Annotated in this window: 19 protein-coding genes; 11 read left to right on the top strand and 8 right to left on the bottom strand. The window is 30.4% G+C overall.

The window, feature by feature from the left end; all coding sequences use genetic code 11:
• Window positions 1-19: 19 nt before the first annotated feature.
• From uvrB to BM053_RS00455, 3 genes are all read right to left on the bottom strand, one after another.
• A complete protein-coding gene (gene uvrB, locus BM053_RS00445; protein ID WP_091472743.1) occupies window positions 20-2,011 on the bottom strand; it encodes an excinuclease ABC subunit UvrB in 1,992 nt (663 codons plus the stop codon).
• A gap of 64 nt (window positions 2,012-2,075) precedes the next feature.
• Window positions 2,076-2,498, bottom strand: a complete 423-nt coding sequence (locus BM053_RS00450; RefSeq protein WP_091472745.1) for an SET domain-containing protein-lysine N-methyltransferase — start codon at window positions 2,496-2,498, stop codon at window positions 2,076-2,078.
• A 48-nt stretch (window positions 2,499-2,546) separates the two neighbouring features.
• Window positions 2,547-2,912 carry a hypothetical protein gene (locus tag BM053_RS00455; protein ID WP_091472748.1) on the bottom strand — a complete coding sequence of 122 codons (366 nt, stop codon included), beginning with the start codon at window positions 2,910-2,912 and terminating at the stop codon, window positions 2,547-2,549.
• Between the two features lie 188 nt (window positions 2,913-3,100).
• Between BM053_RS00455 and BM053_RS00460 the strand changes: the two genes are divergently transcribed.
• From BM053_RS00460 to BM053_RS00475, 4 genes are all read left to right on the top strand, one after another.
• Window positions 3,101-5,008: an acyltransferase family protein gene (locus BM053_RS00460; RefSeq protein WP_143076447.1), complete on the top strand. Its 1,908-nt coding sequence runs from the start codon at window positions 3,101-3,103 to the stop codon at window positions 5,006-5,008.
• Window positions 5,009-5,011: 3 nt separating this feature from the next.
• Window positions 5,012-6,919: an acyltransferase family protein gene (locus BM053_RS00465; RefSeq protein WP_091472755.1), complete on the top strand. Its 1,908-nt coding sequence runs from the start codon at window positions 5,012-5,014 to the stop codon at window positions 6,917-6,919.
• Window positions 6,920-6,922: 3 nt separating this feature from the next.
• On the top strand, window positions 6,923-7,738 hold the full coding sequence (locus BM053_RS00470; RefSeq protein WP_091472757.1) for a 2,3,4,5-tetrahydropyridine-2,6-dicarboxylate N-succinyltransferase: 816 nt from the start codon (window positions 6,923-6,925) through the stop codon (window positions 7,736-7,738).
• 118 nt (window positions 7,739-7,856) lie between these two features.
• Window positions 7,857-8,972 (top strand): glycosyltransferase family 4 protein, encoded by a 1,116-nt coding sequence (locus tag BM053_RS00475; RefSeq protein ID WP_091472760.1) that lies wholly within the window; start codon window positions 7,857-7,859, stop codon window positions 8,970-8,972.
• Here the strand turns inward: BM053_RS00475 and BM053_RS00480 are convergent.
• The 5 genes from BM053_RS00480 to BM053_RS00500 are packed head-to-tail and all read right to left on the bottom strand — an operon-like array spanning window position 8,954 to window position 13,331.
• A complete protein-coding gene (locus BM053_RS00480) occupies window positions 8,954-9,706 on the bottom strand; it encodes a glycosyltransferase family 2 protein (protein WP_091472763.1) in 753 nt (250 codons plus the stop codon). The genes BM053_RS00475 and BM053_RS00480 overlap by 19 nt on opposite strands.
• 2 nt (window positions 9,707-9,708) lie before the next feature.
• Complete coding sequence (locus tag BM053_RS00485) at window positions 9,709-10,482, bottom strand: polysaccharide deacetylase family protein (protein WP_091472764.1); 774 nt, start codon at window positions 10,480-10,482, stop codon at window positions 9,709-9,711.
• Window positions 10,482-11,426 (bottom strand): glycosyltransferase family 2 protein, encoded by a 945-nt coding sequence (locus BM053_RS00490; protein WP_091472766.1) that lies wholly within the window; start codon window positions 11,424-11,426, stop codon window positions 10,482-10,484. The genes BM053_RS00485 and BM053_RS00490 overlap by 1 nt, the downstream gene beginning before the upstream one ends.
• Window positions 11,426-12,598, bottom strand: coding sequence for a glycosyltransferase family 87 protein (locus BM053_RS00495; RefSeq protein ID WP_208600935.1), 1,173 nt, complete (start codon window positions 12,596-12,598; stop codon window positions 11,426-11,428). Before BM053_RS00495 ends, BM053_RS00490 begins: the two co-directional genes overlap by 1 nt.
• Before the next feature lie 10 nt (window positions 12,599-12,608).
• Complete coding sequence (locus BM053_RS00500; protein WP_091472769.1) at window positions 12,609-13,331, bottom strand: lipopolysaccharide kinase InaA family protein; 723 nt, start codon at window positions 13,329-13,331, stop codon at window positions 12,609-12,611.
• A 112-nt stretch (window positions 13,332-13,443) separates the two neighbouring features.
• Between BM053_RS00500 and BM053_RS00505 the strand changes: the two genes are divergently transcribed.
• The 7 genes from BM053_RS00505 to BM053_RS00535 all read left to right on the top strand — a co-directional run bounded on the left by BM053_RS00505 (window position 13,444) and on the right by BM053_RS00535 (window position 19,440).
• Window positions 13,444-14,427 carry a WaaS/CpsH family glycosyltransferase gene (locus BM053_RS00505; RefSeq protein WP_091472772.1) on the top strand — a complete coding sequence of 328 codons (984 nt, stop codon included), beginning with the start codon at window positions 13,444-13,446 and terminating at the stop codon, window positions 14,425-14,427.
• Window positions 14,424-15,395 carry a glycosyltransferase gene (locus BM053_RS00510; RefSeq protein WP_091472773.1) on the top strand — a complete coding sequence of 324 codons (972 nt, stop codon included), beginning with the start codon at window positions 14,424-14,426 and terminating at the stop codon, window positions 15,393-15,395. Before BM053_RS00505 ends, BM053_RS00510 begins: the two co-directional genes overlap by 4 nt.
• Before the next feature lie 69 nt (window positions 15,396-15,464).
• Window positions 15,465-16,301 (top strand): glycosyltransferase family 2 protein, encoded by an 837-nt coding sequence (locus BM053_RS00515; protein WP_091472776.1) that lies wholly within the window; start codon window positions 15,465-15,467, stop codon window positions 16,299-16,301.
• A 73-nt stretch (window positions 16,302-16,374) separates the two neighbouring features.
• Window positions 16,375-17,148, top strand: coding sequence for an FkbM family methyltransferase (locus BM053_RS00520; protein ID WP_262487527.1), 774 nt, complete (start codon window positions 16,375-16,377; stop codon window positions 17,146-17,148).
• Window positions 17,148-18,224 (top strand): DegT/DnrJ/EryC1/StrS family aminotransferase, encoded by a 1,077-nt coding sequence (locus BM053_RS00525; protein WP_091472784.1) that lies wholly within the window; start codon window positions 17,148-17,150, stop codon window positions 18,222-18,224. Before BM053_RS00520 ends, BM053_RS00525 begins: the two co-directional genes overlap by 1 nt.
• On the top strand, window positions 18,218-18,865 hold the full coding sequence (locus BM053_RS00530; RefSeq protein ID WP_091472786.1) for an acetyltransferase: 648 nt from the start codon (window positions 18,218-18,220) through the stop codon (window positions 18,863-18,865). Before BM053_RS00525 ends, BM053_RS00530 begins: the two co-directional genes overlap by 7 nt.
• 2 nt (window positions 18,866-18,867) lie before the next feature.
• Window positions 18,868-19,440 (top strand): L-threonylcarbamoyladenylate synthase, encoded by a 573-nt coding sequence (locus tag BM053_RS00535; RefSeq protein ID WP_091472789.1) that lies wholly within the window; start codon window positions 18,868-18,870, stop codon window positions 19,438-19,440.
• Window positions 19,441-19,473 lie beyond the last annotated feature (33 nt).

A 19,473-nucleotide genomic window follows, 5' to 3' on the forward strand; every position in this document is an offset into this window, starting at 1 on the left:
ATAGTTTTTATATTGATTGTTAAATCTTCTCTTGCAAAGCTTTAATCTCATCTCGTAACTTTGCCGCTTGCATGAAGTCTAAATCTTTGGCTGCTTTTTCCATCGCTTTTCGCTTGTCACGAATGCGTTTTTCTATTTCGGGTTTACTTAGGTATTCGGTTTCTGGCTCGGCAGCCATATTCACTGAAGTATAACCCAATTCGAAATCGACCAAAGGATTTTTAGTAAAAGCAGATTCTATTTTTTTATTTAAAGCTTGAGGAACAATATTATTTGCGGTATTAAAATTGATTTGTTTCTCTCGACGGTAATTCGTTTCATCGATGGTTTTTTGCATGCTTGCCGTAATTTTATCGGCATACATTATCGCTTTTCCGTTCAGATTTCTTGCAGCACGACCAATGGTTTGCGTTAATGAACGATGACTTCTTAGGAAACCTTCTTTGTCAGCATCGAGAATAGCAACTAATGAAACCTCGGGTAAATCTAATCCTTCACGAAGCAAGTTGACACCAATTAATACATCGAAAATTCCTTTTCGCAAATCTTGCATAATTTCTATTCTTTCTAAAGTATCTACTTCTGAATGAATATAGCGACAACGAATATTTACTTTTGCTAAATATTTCGCCAATTCTTCGGCCATTCTTTTGGTTAAAGTAGTGACCAAAACACGTTCGTCAATCTCAGCTCGAACCTGAATTTCTTCAATTAAATCATCAATTTGGTTTAAACTCGGACGAATTTCGATAATTGGATCCAATAATCCTGTGGGACGAATAACTTGTTCAATGACAACACCATCAGTTTTTTGCAATTCGTAATCAGCTGGGGTTGCCGATACATAAATTACTTGATTTTGCATACTTTCAAATTCGTCAAATTTCAACGGACGATTGTCCATAGCAGCTGGCAAACGGAAACCATATTCGACCAAATTTTCTTTGCGAGAACGATCGCCACCATACATGGCATGCACTTGGGAAAGCGTGACATGACTTTCGTCGACAACCATCAGATAATCTTTTGGAAAATAATCTAACAAGCAAAACGGACGCGTTCCCGTACTTCTTCCATCTAAATATCTTGAATAATTTTCAATTCCTGAGCAATATCCCAATTCTCGAATCATTTCTAAATCAAAATTAGTACGTTCTTCTAATCTTTTTGCTTCGAGATGTTTGCCTATTTCTTTAAAATAATCAACTTGTTTAACCAAATCTTGCTGAATTTCCCAAATGGCATTTTGCAAAACATCGGGCGAAGTCACAAACATATTGGCAGGATAAATGGTCAATTTCTCGAATTTTTCGATGACTTGAGCTGTTTTTACATCAAAACTTTCAATTTCTTCGATTTCATCACCAAAAAAATGAATTCTAAAAGCATCATCAGCATAACTCGGATAAACATCGACAGTATCGCCTTTTATACGAAAATTTCCGGGCGTAAAATCCATTTCGGTTCGGGAATACAAACTTTGCACGAGTTGATGCAACAATTTGGTTCTAGAAATAATTTGTCCTTTTTCTATTGGAATAACATTTTTTTGAAATTCTACGGGATTTCCAATTCCGTAAAGACATGAAACAGAAGAAATTACAATAATATCGCGTCGACCAGAAAGTAAAGACGAAACGGTTGACATTCGCATTTTCTCTAATTCTTCATTGATAGACAAATCTTTTTCGATAAAAACGCCCGTGACTGGCATAAATGCTTCAGGCTGGTAATAATCGTAATAAGATACGAAATATTCGACCGCATTATTGGGAAAAAACTGTTTGAATTCCGAATATAATTGTGCTGCAAGCGTTTTGTTATGAGCCAAAACTAAGGTTGGTCTTTGCACTTCTTGAATCACATTGGCAACCGTAAATGTTTTTCCAGAACCTGTAACACCTAGTAACGTTTGGTATTTTTCGGCATCAATGATTCCTTGAGTCAATTTTTCAATTGCTTGTGGTTGGTCACCTTTGGGCTTATAATCGGATTGTACTTGGAAATTCATTTGTTATGAGTTGCAAAGTCACAAAGTTACAAAGATTGAGTTCTAAATTTTAAATTTTTAATACTCATTTGTGCTTGTTCCAATAGCGTTTACCATAGCTGCAAAATACTTCCTCTCCTTCTTTTATTTTCTTAGTGGCAATTAGGGAAACATTTTCGTTTTCATCTAAACCAATTTTAGCATTATTTTTGAAATCGGATTTAGAAAAACCAGTTGCATCATTTGCATATTTTGCAAAGCATTTTATAGGCATCGAATCTAAAATAGATCCGTTAAGAAGATTTATAAAATATTTATCTTTTCCTTTTTCGGCTTTGATTTTGGCTTCACTTTCAGTTAAAATTTTCCCTTTATAAATAGCTATTATTTCGTCTTTATAAATAGTTATAGCAGTAAACAATCCAGTTCCTGAATCTGGAATTTGGGAAGGATTTGTATATAAATAATCGAATTCGGAAGCGTTTATTTTATTGACATCAGGTTTCATTAATAAAGGATTAATTTTCTATAAAACTACATTTTATTTAACAAAAAACTAATCTCTTTTTTTATCTTTTATTTGGGCTTTGCGCTCCTCTTGCATCTGAAGATATATATTATATTGTTCTACCGAAAGAAATGATTTCATTTCAGTATCTTTTGTTTCCTTAATTTCTTTCAGTTTTTTAAACTTATCTCTCTTACTATCATCACTATTTTTTATTTCTTTTAGTTTTGTTGCATGCCTCTTAGTTATTTCTCGAAAAGTAAATTCTTGTTGTTCAGAAAGTGACAAACGTTCTTTTGCAATTTTCATTTGTTCAATCATTTCCTCTTTTTTATTATTGTCCTGAGCAACAGCTTTATTTGAGTTTAAAGCAAAAAGAAATGTAATAATAAAAGCCAGTTTAAAATTTTTCATATTTATGAATTTAAGGAGAGACTTAAAGTTAGACAAAAGTTATAAAAAAAGGTTTAATTGAAATCTTATTTTTTTTTATAAAATTTCGATATCTTATTAAAAAAAACAAAATCACTTAGCTTTCTATCCTTATTTTTTGACTTTTGAAATTGCCAAAAAAAGTTATCTTTGTTGGAAATATCCTATTAATGAAGTTGAATTTTTCTTATCGCCCTGATATAGACGGTTTGCGATCGATTGCGGTTTTGCTGGTTATCTTTTTTCACGCTAATTTTTCTTTTGTTGCGGGTGGTTATATAGGTGTTGACGTATTTTTTGTACTTTCTGGTTTCCTAATTACTTTGACGATTGATAAGGAAATGAGTGCAAATAAATTTTCTTTTAAGCAGTTTTATCTGCGTCGAATTCGTCGAATTATTCCTGTTTTGGTTTTTGTAATGCTCGTTACAACTATTCCTGCTTATTTATTTTTGTTTGCAGATAATTTCGAATCTTACTCGAGAACTTTGCTACATACGATGTTATCGACAAATAATTTTCATTTGTGGATTACTCAAAGAGATTATTTTGCAGAAAACTCTGATTTGATTCCGTTTTTGCACACTTGGTCGTTATCCGTCGAAGAACAATTTTATTTTTTGTGGCCAATATCATTAGTTTTTTTACATAAATATTTTAACTTACAAAAAAGGTTGGTTTTTGTCTTTTTGTCTTTAGTTTTTGGAATTATTCTATCCGTTTATTTGGCTCATAACAATCCAGGAATGGCTTATTTTTTGTTGCCTGCTCGTCTTTTCGAATTGGCGATTGGTGCCGCTTTGGCTATGTTTTGGGATAAATTACCAGAATTTTCCAAAGGAAAAAATCATTTAATTTCGATTGTGGGTTTGGTATTAATTTTAGTTCCTGCTTATTTGTTAGACAAATCGAGTGTCTTTCCCGGAATGAATGCTTTTTGGCCTTGTTTGGGAACTGCGATGCTTATTTTTACAGGAAAAAATAGAGATACTAAAGGTATTGTAAACACTTTTTTACAAAACAAGTTTTTAGTTCTAACTGGTTTACTTTCTTATTCTATGTATTTGTGGCACTGGCCTTTGTTTATATTTATTAAATATTTGGGTGTCAATTTAGAAGGAGTTGTAAGAATCATTTCGTTAGTTGCAATATTTGGATTGTCTTATTTTTCTTGGCGATTTATCGAACAACCTTTTAGAATAAATTTCAAATATGACTTTAAGAAAACAATGTTGTACGGATTTTTGCCTTCTTTATTATTAATAGCAGGAATTTACGGTATTATTGATGCTAAAGATGGTTTTCCTGAACGTTTTCCTGAGCTTTCAGAATTTAATCCAAAAACAAATTATCCCAATAAAGTTAGAAAGGAATGTTTCGATAAATTTAAAGTCGGGAATTGTGAGGAATGTCATTTGGGAATTAAAAAAGACACGTTAGATGGCGTTCTAATTGGTGATTCTTTTGGGAATCACACTGCAGCTTTTCTTGATGTTTTGGCTAAAGATGCTGGTTTGTATTTACACGATAGTGCCGCTGGTGGTTATCCTGTCTTGAATAATTTGAATGAAGATGGTTCTCCAACAAATTCGACCGAATACGCCACAGAAAGGCTCGAATATGCTAAAAAATTTAAAACTATTTTTATTGCCGCAAACTGGGACGAACAATCTACGCCAGACAGTAAAAACTATCAATCTATAGTAAAAACGGTAGGCGAATTAGGAAAATTAGGAAAAAAAGTAGTTATTTTTGATTGTCTTCGAGCCACAACCGAAACGAATTTGCATAAACTCAAATTGCTTAAAACTGGTAGAAAAGTATATTTCTCGCAGCGAGATTTTTCAATTCCACTCAAACCAAGACCAAATAGCTATATTGTGTACGAAATGAAACGTCAGTTTCCATCGATTTTAGTCATCGATTTGAATGATGCCATGTGCAAAGACGGAAAATGTAGTTTAGAAATAGACAATACCATCGTTTACCGAAACTTCAATCATTTGAATACAAGTGGAGCCGAATTGATAGCAAAAAAATACATTCAACTAAAAGGAAACCCTTTGAAAAAATTATAAAAAATGAAGTTTAATTTTTCTTATCGCCCTGATATAGACGGTTTGCGAGCCATTGCGGTTTTGCTAGTCATCTTTTTTCATGCTGGTTTTCCTTTTGTTACTGGCGGTTATATAGGCGTTGACGTATTTTTTGTGCTTTCTGGTTTCTTGATTACGTTGACTATCGATAAGGAAATGAGCGAAAATACATTTTCTTTTAAGCAATTTTACTTGCGACGTATTCGTCGAATTATTCCTGTTTTAGTTTTTATAATGCTCGTTACGACTATTCCTGCCTATTTATTTTTATTTGCAGACAATTTCGAATCCTACGGCAGAACATTAATTCAGACCATGTTATCTACAAATAATTTTTATTTATGGATAAACCAAGGAGAATACTTTGCTGAAAATGCTGATTTGATTCCGTTTTTGCACACTTGGTCACTTTCGGTCGAAGAACAATTTTATTTTTTGTGGCCTATCTCCTTACTTTTTTTACATAAAAAACTAACCTTACAAAATAGGCTAATTTTTGTCTTTCTGTTTTTAATTTTCGGAATTATCCTGTCGGTTTATCTAACTGATACTAATCCAAATATGGCTTATTTCTTATTACCTGCTCGTATTTTCGAATTGGCTATTGGTGGTTGTTTGGCTATGTTTTGGGATAAATTACCCGAATTTTCTAAAGGAAAAAATCATTTGATTTCGATTGTAGGTTTGTTCTTGATTTTAGTTCCCGCATATTTGTTAGACAAATCGAGTATATTTCCCGGAATGAATGCTTTTTGGCCTTGTTTGGGAACAGCAATGCTTATTTTTACAGGGAAAAATGTAGATACTAAAGGTATTATAAACACATTTTTGCAAAACAAGTTTTTAGTATTAATTGGTTTACTTTCATATTCCTTGTATTTGTGGCACTGGCCTTTATTTATATTTATTAAATATTTGGGTATCAATTTAGAGGGAGTTGTAAGAATTGTTTCATTAATCATAATATTTGGATTGTCTTATTTTTCTTGGCGATGTATTGAACAACCTTTTAGAATAAATTTCAAATATGATTTTAAGAAAACAATGTTGTATGGATTTTTACCTTCTTTATTATTAATAACAGGAATTTATGGTATTATTGATACTAAAGATGGTTTTCCTGAACGTTTTCCTGAATTATCAGAATTTAATCCTAAAACAAATTTTGCAAATAAAGTTAGATCAGAATGTTACTATACCTATAAAGTAGGAAATTGTAAAGAGTGTTTTTTAGGAATAGAAAAAGATACACTAGACGGATTATTTATTGGGGATTCATTCGCAAATCATTCGGTTGCTTTTCTCGATGTACTGGCAAAAGATGCTGGATTATATATTCATGATAGTACTGCGCCTGCAAATCCCCTTCTAAACACTTTAAATGACGACGGCTCACCATTTTTTCCGCCAGAATATGCGCAAAGAAGACTTGAATATGCTAAAAAATTTAAAACTATTTATATTGCAGCCAATTGGGAATTGGTAACAAATCCAAAAAGTAAAAACCATCAATCAATAGTAAATACTATAGGAAATTTAGTTAAATTAGATAAAAAAATTGTACTACTTGATTGCTTGAGGCCTATGTCTGAGATGAATTTGCACAAAGCAAAATTATTAAAAACAGGAAAATCAGTTTTTTTTTCTGAAACAGATTTTTCAATTCAATGCACTCCTAGACCATACGATTATATAGTTTATGAGATAAAAAGAAAATTTCCTTCAGTACTGATAATCGATTTAAATGATGTGATGTGCAAAGATGGAAAATGCGAAATTACTATAAATAACAATATCGTCTATAAAGATATTAGCCATTTAAATATAAGTGGCGCTAAATTAATGGGCGAAAAATATCTTAAACTAAAAGGGAATCCTTTAAAAAATTTATAAAAAATGACAAACTTACAAACCTTAATAGAACAAGCTTGGGAAAACCGTGCTTTATTACAAGAAGAAACCACTACAAACGCGATTAGAGAAGTTATCGATTTACTTGATGCTGGAACTTTGCGTGTGGCAGAACCAAAAGGTGATGCTTGGCAAGTAAACGAATGGGTTAAGAAAGCCGTAGTAATGTATTTTCCAATCCAAAAAATGGAAACTTTTGAAGTTGGTATTTTCGAATATCATGATAAAATTCCGTTGAAACGTGGTTATGCCGAAAAAGGAATTCGTGTGGTTCCTCATGCTGTTGCTCGTCATGGCGCTTATATTTCTAGAGGTGTGATTTTGATGCCAAGTTATGTAAACATTGGCGCTTACGTAGATGAAAGCACGATGGTCGATACTTGGGCAACCGTAGGAAGTTGTGCTCAAATTGGTAAAAATGTGCATTTATCTGGTGGCGTAGGAATTGGTGGTGTTTTAGAACCATTGCAAGCCGCTCCAGTTATTATTGAAGATGGCGCTTTCATTGGTTCTCGTTGCATCGTGGTTGAAGGTGTGCATGTAGGGAAGGAAGCAGTTCTTGGTGCTAATGTTTGTCTAACTGCTTCAACAAAAATTATCGATGTTACGGGCGAAACTCCTATCGAAAGAAAAGGATATGTTCCTGCAAGATCAGTAGTAATTCCTGGAAGTTATACTAAGAAATTTGCTGCTGGAGAGTTTCAAGTTCCTTGCGCTTTAATCATCGGAACTAGAAAACCTTCTACGGATTTAAAAACATCATTGAATGATGCACTTCGTGAATATGATGTAGCGGTATAATTATGGATTGCAGATTTTAGATTGCAGATTTTAGATTTAAAAAAATAAAATTGACATTATAATTGATACATTTTTAAAATTGATTTTTGAAATTGTCATTGACATTGATATTGAATAAATGAACATAGGATACGAAGCAAAAAGGGTTTTTCATAACAAAACTGGTTTGGGCAATTATAGCCGAGATTTGGTGAGAATTTTGGCTACTTATTATCCAGAAAATCACTATTTCCTTTACAATCCTAAAAAAAATAAGGAAACTCTTTTTAATACTAATTTAGATAATGTTTTCGAAAAACTACCTTCTACCCCATTTCATAAAAAATTCTATAATTTGTGGAGACAAAAAGGAATTATCAATGATTTAAAAACTGATAAAATTGATGTTTTTCATGGATTATCAGGTGAAATTCCCACTGGATTAAAAAATAAAAACATAAAAAGTGTGGTTACCATTCATGATTTAATATTCATGCGTTATCCACACTTATATTCTTTTTTTGACAGAAAAATACACTTTTACAAGTTCAAGAAATCGGCAAAACAAACGGATTTAGTTATTGCAATTAGCGAACAAACCAAAGCTGATATTATTACTTATCTTAAAATTTCCGCCGATAAAATAAAAGTTGTTTATCAAGGTTGTCAAGACGTTTTTAAGCAAAATTATTCGCTTGAAGAAAAGAAGGAAGTCGCTTTAAAATACAATTTACCCCAAGAATTCATATTAAATGTTGGCACAATTGAAGAACGAAAAAATGCGTTAACCATTGTAAAAGCTATAAAAAATATTGATACCAAATTAGTTTTAATAGGAAAACAAACTGACTATTCTGATAAAATAAAAACATATATCAAAGAAAATAATCTGGAAGAAAAAGTGATTTTCTTACAGGGTTTGTCGAGCAAAGAATTGGCAATTACTTATCAATTAGCGACAGTTTTTGTTTATCCATCTATTTTTGAAGGTTTTGGGATTCCCATTATTGAAGCTTTATTTTCTAAAACGCCTGTTATTACTACAAATTCTGGCGTTTTTCCAGAAGCTGGCGGACCAAATTCTGTTTATGTAAATCCTGATAATGTTGAGGATTTGAAAGTTCAAATCGAAAAGCTTTTAGGTAACGAATCCTTAAGAAACGAGATTGCAAGTAAAGGTTTCGAGTTTGTTCAGAAATTTAATGATGAAGTAATTGCATCAGAAATCATGCAATGTTACAAGTCTTTATTTTGATGCAAATCATATAATTTCGCATACTTTACAAAGCTTCCAAAGGCCGATAACATACTCCAAATAAAACCTTGATAACCGTTTAAGAAATTACGTTGAAGGAAATAAAACCGAATAAAATCGAAAGGAAATTTGATAATTACTTTAATCAACGAAGCTTTTTTCCCTTTTTCGAACAAAAACTCTCCGCTTAACAGTGAATATTTAACTTGTTTTTGAATCGCTGTCGAAATATCAAAAACCGTATAATGTAACATTTCATTTTTCAGAATGCCAATTTTTCCTGAAACGTCTATCACTTCGTGTACTTTATTTTCGATAAATTTTCCGTGTTGTTTATTAAAAAATCGAAGAATTGGTTTCTTGTTTTCGCTTCCAAACTTGAAAACTTTATGCAAAAAAACGTGTGTTCTTGGAATTAAGTAACCATTATAATCTTTAGAAAAATCGATATTTTTAATTTCAGAAATTAATTCGTCCGACAAAACTTCGTCAGCATCAAGTGATAAAACCCAATTATTAGTCGTTTGGTTTAGTGCGAATTGCTTTTGTTTTCCAAAATTTTCGAACTTATTGTAAATCACTTTGGCTTTATATTTTTCGCAAATTTCAACCGTTTTATCAGAACTTCCAGAATCGATAACAATGATTTCGTTTGCCCAAGAAAGTTTTTCAAGACATTGTGCAATTATTTTTTCTTCGTTGTAAGCAATAATAAATACTGAAATGTTTTCCATAATTATATTGTAGCTAAAAAATCTTTGAAAGTTCCAAATTTATAATTCTTTTCATTCATCCAAAATAACATTTTATCAAATCTTGCTATCATTTGTTTCCCGCTATTTTTTGAAACATAACCAGGAAAACCAAACTTTTCGGGTTGTTTTAAATTGGTAAATTCCCAAGGATGAAAATAAATATTCAGATAATTATCTTTCTTAATGGTCCATTTTACTAAAAATTGATACAATCCCAAAGGCAAATTATGAAAAGACAACCAGAACAAAGGAAATCGAATTATTGGACTGACCGATGCTGGAATTTGCCATACTCCTTCTTGCTTAAAATAAGTTCTTGGTTTATCTAAATGATTGTATCTTCCTGGTAAATAGGTCGGATTTATTGATGAATTATACAAATATCCCGCTTTGTAAATCTCTTTTTCATCGACAGGATACATTCTTGGCATGCGGTAACCTATAACTTTCGTATTGGTTATTTCTTCCAATTTCAATCTCGATTCTAACAAATGTTCAACTTTAAAATCACTGTGATAATAGCTATGCGAAGCCATTTCGTGACCTTCGGCAATAATTCTTTTTATGATATCGGGCGCATTTATTGCAAAAGTTACTGTGCTAAAAAAAGTAGCTTTGGCATTGTGTTTTTGTAATAAATCTAAAATTGCAGTTGTTCCTTGAATAGAAATCGCTATTTGTTCTTCAAAAGATATTGTTTTACCATATTCAAAAGGCATATCAAATTCTTCGATATCAAAACTTAATAAAACCATTAATTAAAATTTGTTTCTTTGATTAAATAATTAGGACGACCTTTAGATTGCATGAATAATTTTCCGATATAAACTCCAATTATTCCAAGAACAACTAGGTTTAATCCCCCAAAAAATACAACTGCACACAAAAGTGATGCCCAACCAGAAATAACATGTCCAAAATACAAACTATAAACTACATAAATCGTAAAAAAAAGAAAAGCTAACATTGTTAATCCTATTCCTAAAAAAATTGCGATATGTAATGGTCTTGTACTAAATGATGTAATTCCTTGTAGCGCAAATCGCACCATTTTTGTTATTGTGTATTTACTTTTACCCGAAAATCTTTCGTGTGGCTTGTAGTTTATAGCATATTGATTAAAACCTATCCAACTAATAATGCCTCGTATAAACAATTCATTTTCAGAAAAATCAGAAAAAACAGCAACCACTTTTTTGTCCATCAATCTGAAATCAGCAGTTCCTGGTTCAAATTCTACCTCAGATAATTTATTCATAATAGTATAAAACCATTTTGAAGTCTTCTTTTTAAAATAAGAAAGTGCTTTCTCTTCATCACGAATAGTATAAACTACATCGTAACCTTCCTCCCATTTCTTAATGAGTTCAGGAATTAATGCTGGCGGATGTTGCATATCACCGTCCATTGTTATGACTGCATCTGAATAATCTTTTACTAAATCTACTCCAGCTTTTAGTGCGTTTTGATGCCCGAAATTTCTAGACAAAGCTGCAAAAAACAATCTATTATCATTTTTGGATAATGCTTCTAATTTTTGCAAACTATTATCGTTACTTCCATCATCAACAAAGACAAGACGGTAATCATAAGGTAATTTTTGCATTACTTCATGCAAAGCATTTACCATTACTTCGATATTTGTTTCCTCATTAAAAGAAGGAATTACAATGGATATTTTCTTTAAATTATTTACCATCAATCAGATAAAGTATTGTAATTATTAAACTTTTTTGTAAGCATTTCATAGATAATTGCTATCCAAATAAGCACACAAGGTAATGCCTTTAATGCAAATGGACGAATATAATTTTCTCTTAGAAATTTAGGCATTAAATCCGATGGAGATAAACTAGTCAGAATTATTGCAAAAATAAATAAGAAAATATAAAATTTTGATATTGGTTTTGGTTGAATAACAAACCAAATGGCAACACCAACAAATGCAATAATATAAGTTGGCGATTCTGATCCCGTACTAAAAATAACGGTAAATATTAATACCGAAGCTAGCATCATTAATCTAAATCCTTTTTCTTTATATTGCTTTATTCTCAAATATTGCAGACCAAATAATACAATTCCGCTAAGTAAAAATGGTAAGTTTGAGATAGTACTATCTTGCATAATTCTTCTTACCATTCCCATTAAACAAATATCTTGATATGAATTTAGTCCTGTGTTTTCGGTGTTTTTAACAACCAAACGATCAAACCATTCGATATAAGTTTGAATTATATATTCCGGCGAAGAAATAAGCATTGGAAGCGCAAAAAGTACAACGCTCCAGAAAACTAATGATGCTATAAACTTAATTTTATCTTTGGTAAAAAAGAAAAATGCTAGTCCAACAATGCCATATAATTTAACAAAAATGCCTAAAACTATAAACATAGCTGCCCAAAATACTTTCTCTTTGTCAATATAAACAAATGATAATATGATAATTGCAGTCATTAACGGATTGAACTGTAAACCTAATAATGCAGTTAGAAACTCATGAAGACAAATCCATAAAATTGCTGTAATTTGAATCTGTTTTAGTGGTAATTGTGTGATTGCCCATACTAAAATTACAGCATTAAAAACTCCCCACAAAACCATTCCTATATAATCTGGAAGTATCGCAAACGGAGCAATTATAAGACTAAAAACTGGTCCGTAATGATTATGATCAAAATATTCTGAAGGATATTCTGCATATAAAGACAGTTTATTTATGGTGTGAAAATATACACCTTTAAAAATTTTATAATTATTATAATTTCCAATAAGAAACTGTTTTACAGCAGAAATAATTGTAATAACAAGCCATATTGTTAAAACATATTTTTTATTGGTAAAAAAAGGATGTTTAAAAAATTTGTTCACAGAAATTGATTTATTTAAGTCCGAATTTCTTCTTTAATTCGCTCTTTTTGTTTGATTTTTCTTGAAACTCAGAAGTATATTTCCACATTAATGCAAAGGTTTCTTCTTCCGACTTACCGTATAATTTTGCGTACTCGAAACTTATCGTTTTTATCATTGCTTCGCTTGGCGTTATGCGATCCAAATTTTTCATTCGAGTGTTAAAATCCATTTTTTTGTGAAATTTCATTCTATTTAAATCTACTAAATAAAACTCGTATTTATCATTATCAATCTTTTTTATGAGTGTATTTCCTGGTGAATGATCTAGAAATTCGATACCGTTTTCGTGCATTTTAAAACAAAAATGAGCAAATTGTTTCAATATATTATCCAAATCTTCGATGTGAACATTAAACAATTCTTTGAAAACAAAATCAGGTTGCAAATGTTCGCAAATGTAATAACTATCTAATAATCTAAGGGGAGATTTATTTTCATAAAAATCAATAGGATTAGGTGTTCCTATACCTTTTTCTTTTAATATTTTGGCAAAATCATATGAACGTTCCGCCTTCGATTTTCTGAAGAATTTATAGATGATTCCGTTTAAAAAAATTGGAGTTTTAAACCGTTTTATATTTAAAAGTATATTATTATATGGTATAATTTTTATTTTGTTTCGTTTACCAACTACAAAATCGCTCCCTAAAGAATCGAAGTTGTTAATAATATCGAGCAATGCTTTATCCATAAATATATTTTGAATAACAAAAATAGGTTAAATTTAAATTTTTAATATTCTGATTTCAAAAAAATAATTGAATAAAAATATTAATATCTTTGTTAAGTTATAAAATTTGAAAATGTCTCAAAAAATTTGCATTATTAGTTTTGATCATTGGAACTATGATAAACACATTGTTGATAAACTAAATGAGAAAGGAATTGATGCTTTTCACATAAAAATTGGTGGTTTTAAACACAAAAATATTGGAACAAGAATTTTAAACACATTTAGTAAAATATTTCTTGGTAAGAATCCTAAAATACAGAAACGTCAGGAACATATTATCGAAATGCTAGAGAAAAAAGGTTCCCAAGACCAGATTCTCGTGATAAATCCTGAAGTTATAAGTTTAGAATACCATCTGAAAATAAAAAAATTTACTCAAAAATACATTGCATATTTGTATGACAGCGTAGAGAGATGCCCTGTCGAGCACTTGTTGCATGGTGTTTTTGATGAAATATATTCGTTCGATAAAGGTGATGTAGCAAAATATGGTTTTAAAGAAACTACCAATTATAATTATCTCGAAAAACAACCAATGACCGATGCAATTTCGATTAAAAATCAGGTTTTATATATTGCCTCTTTTGATAATCGATTAGAAAAAGTCATGTTGCTAAAACAAGCTTTCGAGAAAATAAAAGTCAGTTATAAATTTATAATAGTAGGAAAAAAAACTAGTTTATTTAAACTGAAAAATATTTTCTCTACAACTATATCAGAAATTGAATTAAGAAGAAATCGTATCGAACAAAATGATTTAAAATTGCTTTATTCTAAAACGCAAGCCATACTCGATTTAGTTAGAGACAACCAATCTGGACTTAGTTTTAGAGTTTTTGAAGCGATGGCTTTTCAGAAAAAACTAATTACAAATAACAAAAATATTGTACATTATAATTTTTATAATCCCAATAATATTTTAGTTTTAGAAAACGAAAATTATGTTTTCGACAAAGCTTTTTTTGATACTAATTACGAACCACTATCTGATGAAATTTATTACATTTACACCTTAGATAATTGGGTGAATAAAATTTTTAATTTAAACAAATGAAAATATCCGTAGCAGTATGCACATATAACGGTGAACAATTTATTAAAGAGCAAATTGATTCTATTTTGAATCAATCTTTACCAGTTGACGAAATAATAGTTTGTGATGATCGATCTAAAGATAGAACCATCGAAATTCTAGAAGAATATTCCTCTTTAAATCCTGGTCTATTCAAAATTTATGTAAATGAAAAAAATTTAAGAAGTGTAAAAAATTTCGAAAAAGCAATATCCCTTTGTACTGGTGACATAATATTCCTTTCTGATCAGGATGATATATGGGTAAATAATAAAGTGGCAGATTACATTGACTATTTTAACAATCACCCAAATATAAACACAATTGCTTCTAACGGGTTTTGCATAGATGATAATAGTACCGTTATAGATAAACATGCTATTTGGGATGTCCCACAGTTTTTGAGAGAGAAAAACCAGTCAATAAATTATTATCATTTAATTACTCGAGTTGCTAACTTAGCGACGGGTGCATCGATGGCGTTTAAAAAAGATATTATTAATGATATAATTCCATTTCCAATCATCAAAGGTTTTCATCACGATGAATGGATTGCTATAATATCCTCTAGTAAAAATAATTTTGAGTTGCTTAACAAAAAATATTTTTACTATAGAATACACGACAAACAACAAGTTGGTGGTGTATTTTATGATAAAACCGATAAGCAAAGAAAGATGTTAACCGATATCTTTAATCTTTACGATAATGATTTATCACTATTAGGCATCAAGAGACAATTACGAAAATTATGCGAAGCTTATAAAAAAAATAATAATTTGAAAGAAAAAGCATCCATACAAAAAAAGGTGTTTGAAGAAAATTTATTAGAAATTGAAAAGCTTTTTGACAATGGTAGAAAGCAAATGAAAAAAAACTATCCAAAACATTTTGCAGTACTAAGAATAAGTGATAAATTTTTAAACAAAAGACAACTAAAAAACGGTTAAATAAAAATCACTTTAGTATTCTTATAATTTTCACAAAACTTATAATGACTAATTTCTAAACAAAAAAAAATGACACTAAGCATTTGCATGATTACCTATAATCACAAAGACTATCTAAAACAAGCTATTGATGGTGTGCTGATGCAAAAAACTGATTTTGATTATGAATTAGTTATAGCTAATGATAATTCCCCAGACAATACTGATGAAATTATTCAAACATATATAAAATCACATCCAAATGGTCATAAAATTAAGTATTTAAATAATAAAATTAATTTAGGCATGATGCCAAATTTTATTAATGCTTTTAAAAATTGTTCGGGCAAATATATTGCACTTTGTGAAGGAGATGATTATTGGACCGATGAATATAAATTACAAAAACAAATTGATTTTTTAGAAAAAAACAAAGACTTTTCAATCTGTTTTCATAAAGTAAAAATTGACAATAATGACGTTATTCTTGATGATGACATTACTAAGAGAACAAAACAAGTTACAACAATAAAGGATTTAGCTAAGGGAAATTATATGCATACTTGTTCAGTTGTATTCAGAAATAATCTATTCGATAAATTTCCAGAATATTTTGCAAATGCTCCAGTTGGCGATTATTTTTTACACATGTTAAATGCTCGTTATGGAAAAATATATTGTATAGAAGAAGTAATGGCAAATTATAGGGTTCATGACACTTCATATTGGTCATCTAAAAAGCAAGAAGAAAGAACTAGAATTTGGATTGAATTTTTAGAAAAAATAAAACCAAATTTTAATTATAAAGTTAATATTTACCTTCAGGATCAGATCCAAAAAACAAATGGCACTTATAAAAAAAAGACGCTTATTAAAAAAATAAAAATTAATAGCTTAATTTTTATCAAAGATATTTTAAAATTATAAAATATATTAATACTATTTTTGCAGGAAACATAAACGAAAAACTTGATTAGATAATTTAAAATCAATCAAAGATATTTACCACACAGATATGAAAATAATTGAATCCCTTTTTTTAAAGTTAGGATACACCCGAAGCAAAAGAATTTCAAAAAACAAATTATCAAGCGTAAGGGAAAGCGACAAAGATTATTTATTGCTTAATTTTTACGATACTTTAAAAGAATTCGATTTTAATCCAAAACACATAGTCGATATTGGTGCTAATCATGGCACATGGACCAGAGAAGCATTAAAACATTTTCCAAATGCTCATTACACCCTATTAGAACCTCAACACTGGCTAAAAAACTCTATGTCAGATATTTTAGAACAAAACGATAAAGTAAAATTTCACCCTTTTGGGGCTGGCGAGAAAAAAGGCTCATTCAAATTTACCATTGTTGACAGAGACGATAGCTGCTCATTCAGATATACTGAAGAAGAGGCTAAAGAAAATGGATTCGAACAAATAGAAATTCCAGTTGTTACATTAAATGAGTTATTATCTGAAAGTGAATTGCCTGCTCCAGATATTATTAAAATTGATGCAGAAGGGTTGGATATTGAAGTTTTAAAAGGAGCTTCAAATTTCTTAGGAAAAACTGAAATATTTATGGTCGAAGCTGGAGTTGTAAATAAACTTTTCAATAATAGTTTTCTTAAACTGATCAATTTTATGGACGAAAACGGATATCGATTATTTGAAATAACTGATTTAAACAGACCATTTCAACCAAAAGTATTATGGTTAGTTGAATTAGTATTTGTTAAGAAAAATGGATTTATTGATTCAAAAGTAATCTCATAATGATTCCGGTAACCAAAACTTTTTTACCAAAAATTGAAGAATATAATATATATCTGAAACGCGCTTGGGATAAATCTTGGCTTACCAATCGTGGTGAACTTACTCTAGAATTAGAAGAAAAATTAAAAAAACATCTCAATCTTCCTCATATTATTATAACAAATAATGGGACGATTCCATTGCAAATCGCTTTAAAATTATTTGGTAATAACGGAGAAATTATTACCACTCCTTTTTCTTATGTTGCTACTTCGGCAGCCATCATATGGGAAAATTGTAAACCGATTTTTGTTGATATTCATCCCGAATATTTAACAATTGATGAAACTAAAATTGAAGCAGCAATCACACCAAAAACAACAGCAATATTAGCGACACACGTTTTTGGAAATCCCTGCCATGTAACTAAAATTGAATCGATTGCCAAAAAACACAATTTAAAAGTTATTTACGATGCAGCACATTGCTTTGGTGTAAATTACAACAATCAGTCTGTTTTTAATTATGGTGACGTAAGTACTTGTAGTTTTCATGCCACTAAAATTTTCCATACTGGAGAAGGAGGTGCTATGTTTTGCAACGACAAAGAGGTACATCATAAATTATTTTACAGTCATAATTTTGGACATAATGGCCCATTAGATTTTCATGGATTGGGCATTAATGCCAAAATATCTGAGCTGCAATCTGCTATGGGATTAGCGGTTTTTGACAACATTTCTTCTATCTTTGCTGAACGCAAAAAAGTAGTTGATTTTTATAATGAAAAGCTAAATTTTTCAAACTTAAAATCACTAAAAATTCGAAAAAATACAGAATGGAATTACAGTTATTATCCCGTGATTTTTAATTCCGAAGAAATTCTACTTAAAGTTCAAAGCGAATTACTCAAAGAAGAGATCATTCCAAGACGTTATTTCTACCCTTCTTTAAATACCATAAATTATGTAAATGGTGAGAGCATGCCAATTTCAGAATCTATAGCTTCAAGAATACTTTGCTTACCCCTTTATGTTGGTCTTTCAACTCCTGATTTAGAAAAAATAGTTTCAATAATAAACAAAGTAATATGTTAATAATTGGTGCCAAAGGTTTTGCAAAAGAAGTTTTGGAAATATTATTTCAAAATAATAACATTCAAAATATTGCTTTTTTTGATGATGTAAATGATGATGTCTTTGGTAAATTATACAATCAATTCCCAATATTAAAATCAATAGAGGAAGTAGAAAATTATTTTAACACCATTTCAAAAGACTTCACTATTGGCATTGGAAATCCAATTTTAAGAAAAAAACTTAGTGCTAAATTTATCGCACTTGGCGGAAATTTTACTTCTACTATAAGTCCTAAATCATCTATTGGAAATTTTGGAAACATCATAGAAGAAGGATGCAATATTATGACAGGAACTGTTATAACAAATGATGTCCATATAGAAAAGGGAGTTCTTATAAATTTAAATTGTACTATTGGACACGATTCAAAAATAAGTGAATTTGTCGAATTATCTCCTGGGGTTCATGTTTCAGGAAATTGTGTTGTAGGCTCTTATACAAATATTGGGACAAATGCTACTATTCTTCCTAAAATCACTATAGGTTCCAACGTTATTGTTGCTGCTGGCGCAGTAGTAACGAAAGATATTCCTGATAATTGTATGGTCGCTGGAGTTCCAGCAATTATAAAAAAAGAATTAGCTCCACTTAAATTTTAACTATGAGTCAAGACATCAACACTGAAATACACAATGCTTTCGAAGTCATCAAAAATGGAGGAATCATTCTTTATCCAACCGATACCGTTTGGGGAATAGGTTGCGATGCTACAAATCCTGATGCTGTTGCCAAAATATACAAGCTTAAACAACGAGAAGAAACCAAAAGCATGATTTGCCTGATGAATGGCGAAAAAATGATGTACAACGTTTTTAAAGATATTCCAGAAGTAGCTTGGCAAATCATGGATATATCCGAAAAACCAACTACAATAATTCTTGACAATCCAAGAAATGTAGCACCAAATCTTATCGCCCCAGATAAAACCCTAGGAATCAGAATCGTAAAAGAACCGTTTTGCTTTAAATTATTAGAGCGAATGAAAAAACCTTTAGTTTCAACCTCGGCAAATATTTCAGGACAACCCACACCAATTGCCTTTAAAGATATTAGTCCAGAAATTTTAAAAGGTGTCGACTATGTTGTAAATTTGCATCGCGAAAAAATTGCAGGAAAACCATCGACAATTATAAAATTGACAAGTGATTCTCAAGTGAAGGTTATTCGCAAGTAAAGTTTACATTACAGTTTGTCATTTCGACGAAGG

Origin of the sequence: Flavobacterium swingsii (assembly GCF_900111965.1) — a bacterium.
GTDB lineage: Bacteria > Bacteroidota > Bacteroidia > Flavobacteriales > Flavobacteriaceae > Flavobacterium > Flavobacterium swingsii.

Coding starts and splice junctions, on each gene's coding strand:
- uvrB (WP_091472743.1), bottom strand. CDS start 2,011: ATGAATTTCCAAGTACAATCCGATTATAAGCCCAAAGGTGACCAACCA.
- BM053_RS00450 (WP_091472745.1), bottom strand. CDS start 2,498: ATGAAACCTGATGTCAATAAAATAAACGCTTCCGAATTCGATTATTTA.
- BM053_RS00455 (WP_091472748.1), bottom strand. CDS start 2,912: ATGAAAAATTTTAAACTGGCTTTTATTATTACATTTCTTTTTGCTTTA.
- BM053_RS00460 (WP_143076447.1), top strand. CDS start 3,101: ATGAAGTTGAATTTTTCTTATCGCCCTGATATAGACGGTTTGCGATCG.
- BM053_RS00465 (WP_091472755.1), top strand. CDS start 5,012: ATGAAGTTTAATTTTTCTTATCGCCCTGATATAGACGGTTTGCGAGCC.
- BM053_RS00470 (WP_091472757.1), top strand. CDS start 6,923: ATGACAAACTTACAAACCTTAATAGAACAAGCTTGGGAAAACCGTGCT.
- BM053_RS00475 (WP_091472760.1), top strand. CDS start 7,857: ATGAACATAGGATACGAAGCAAAAAGGGTTTTTCATAACAAAACTGGT.
- BM053_RS00480 (WP_091472763.1), bottom strand. CDS start 9,706: ATGGAAAACATTTCAGTATTTATTATTGCTTACAACGAAGAAAAAATA.
- BM053_RS00485 (WP_091472764.1), bottom strand. CDS start 10,482: ATGGTTTTATTAAGTTTTGATATCGAAGAATTTGATATGCCTTTTGAA.
- BM053_RS00490 (WP_091472766.1), bottom strand. CDS start 11,426: ATGGTAAATAATTTAAAGAAAATATCCATTGTAATTCCTTCTTTTAAT.
- BM053_RS00500 (WP_091472769.1), bottom strand. CDS start 13,331: ATGGATAAAGCATTGCTCGATATTATTAACAACTTCGATTCTTTAGGG.
- BM053_RS00505 (WP_091472772.1), top strand. CDS start 13,444: ATGTCTCAAAAAATTTGCATTATTAGTTTTGATCATTGGAACTATGAT.
- BM053_RS00510 (WP_091472773.1), top strand. CDS start 14,424: ATGAAAATATCCGTAGCAGTATGCACATATAACGGTGAACAATTTATT.
- BM053_RS00515 (WP_091472776.1), top strand. CDS start 15,465: ATGACACTAAGCATTTGCATGATTACCTATAATCACAAAGACTATCTA.
- BM053_RS00525 (WP_091472784.1), top strand. CDS start 17,148: ATGATTCCGGTAACCAAAACTTTTTTACCAAAAATTGAAGAATATAAT.
- BM053_RS00530 (WP_091472786.1), top strand. CDS start 18,218: ATGTTAATAATTGGTGCCAAAGGTTTTGCAAAAGAAGTTTTGGAAATA.
- BM053_RS00535 (WP_091472789.1), top strand. CDS start 18,868: ATGAGTCAAGACATCAACACTGAAATACACAATGCTTTCGAAGTCATC.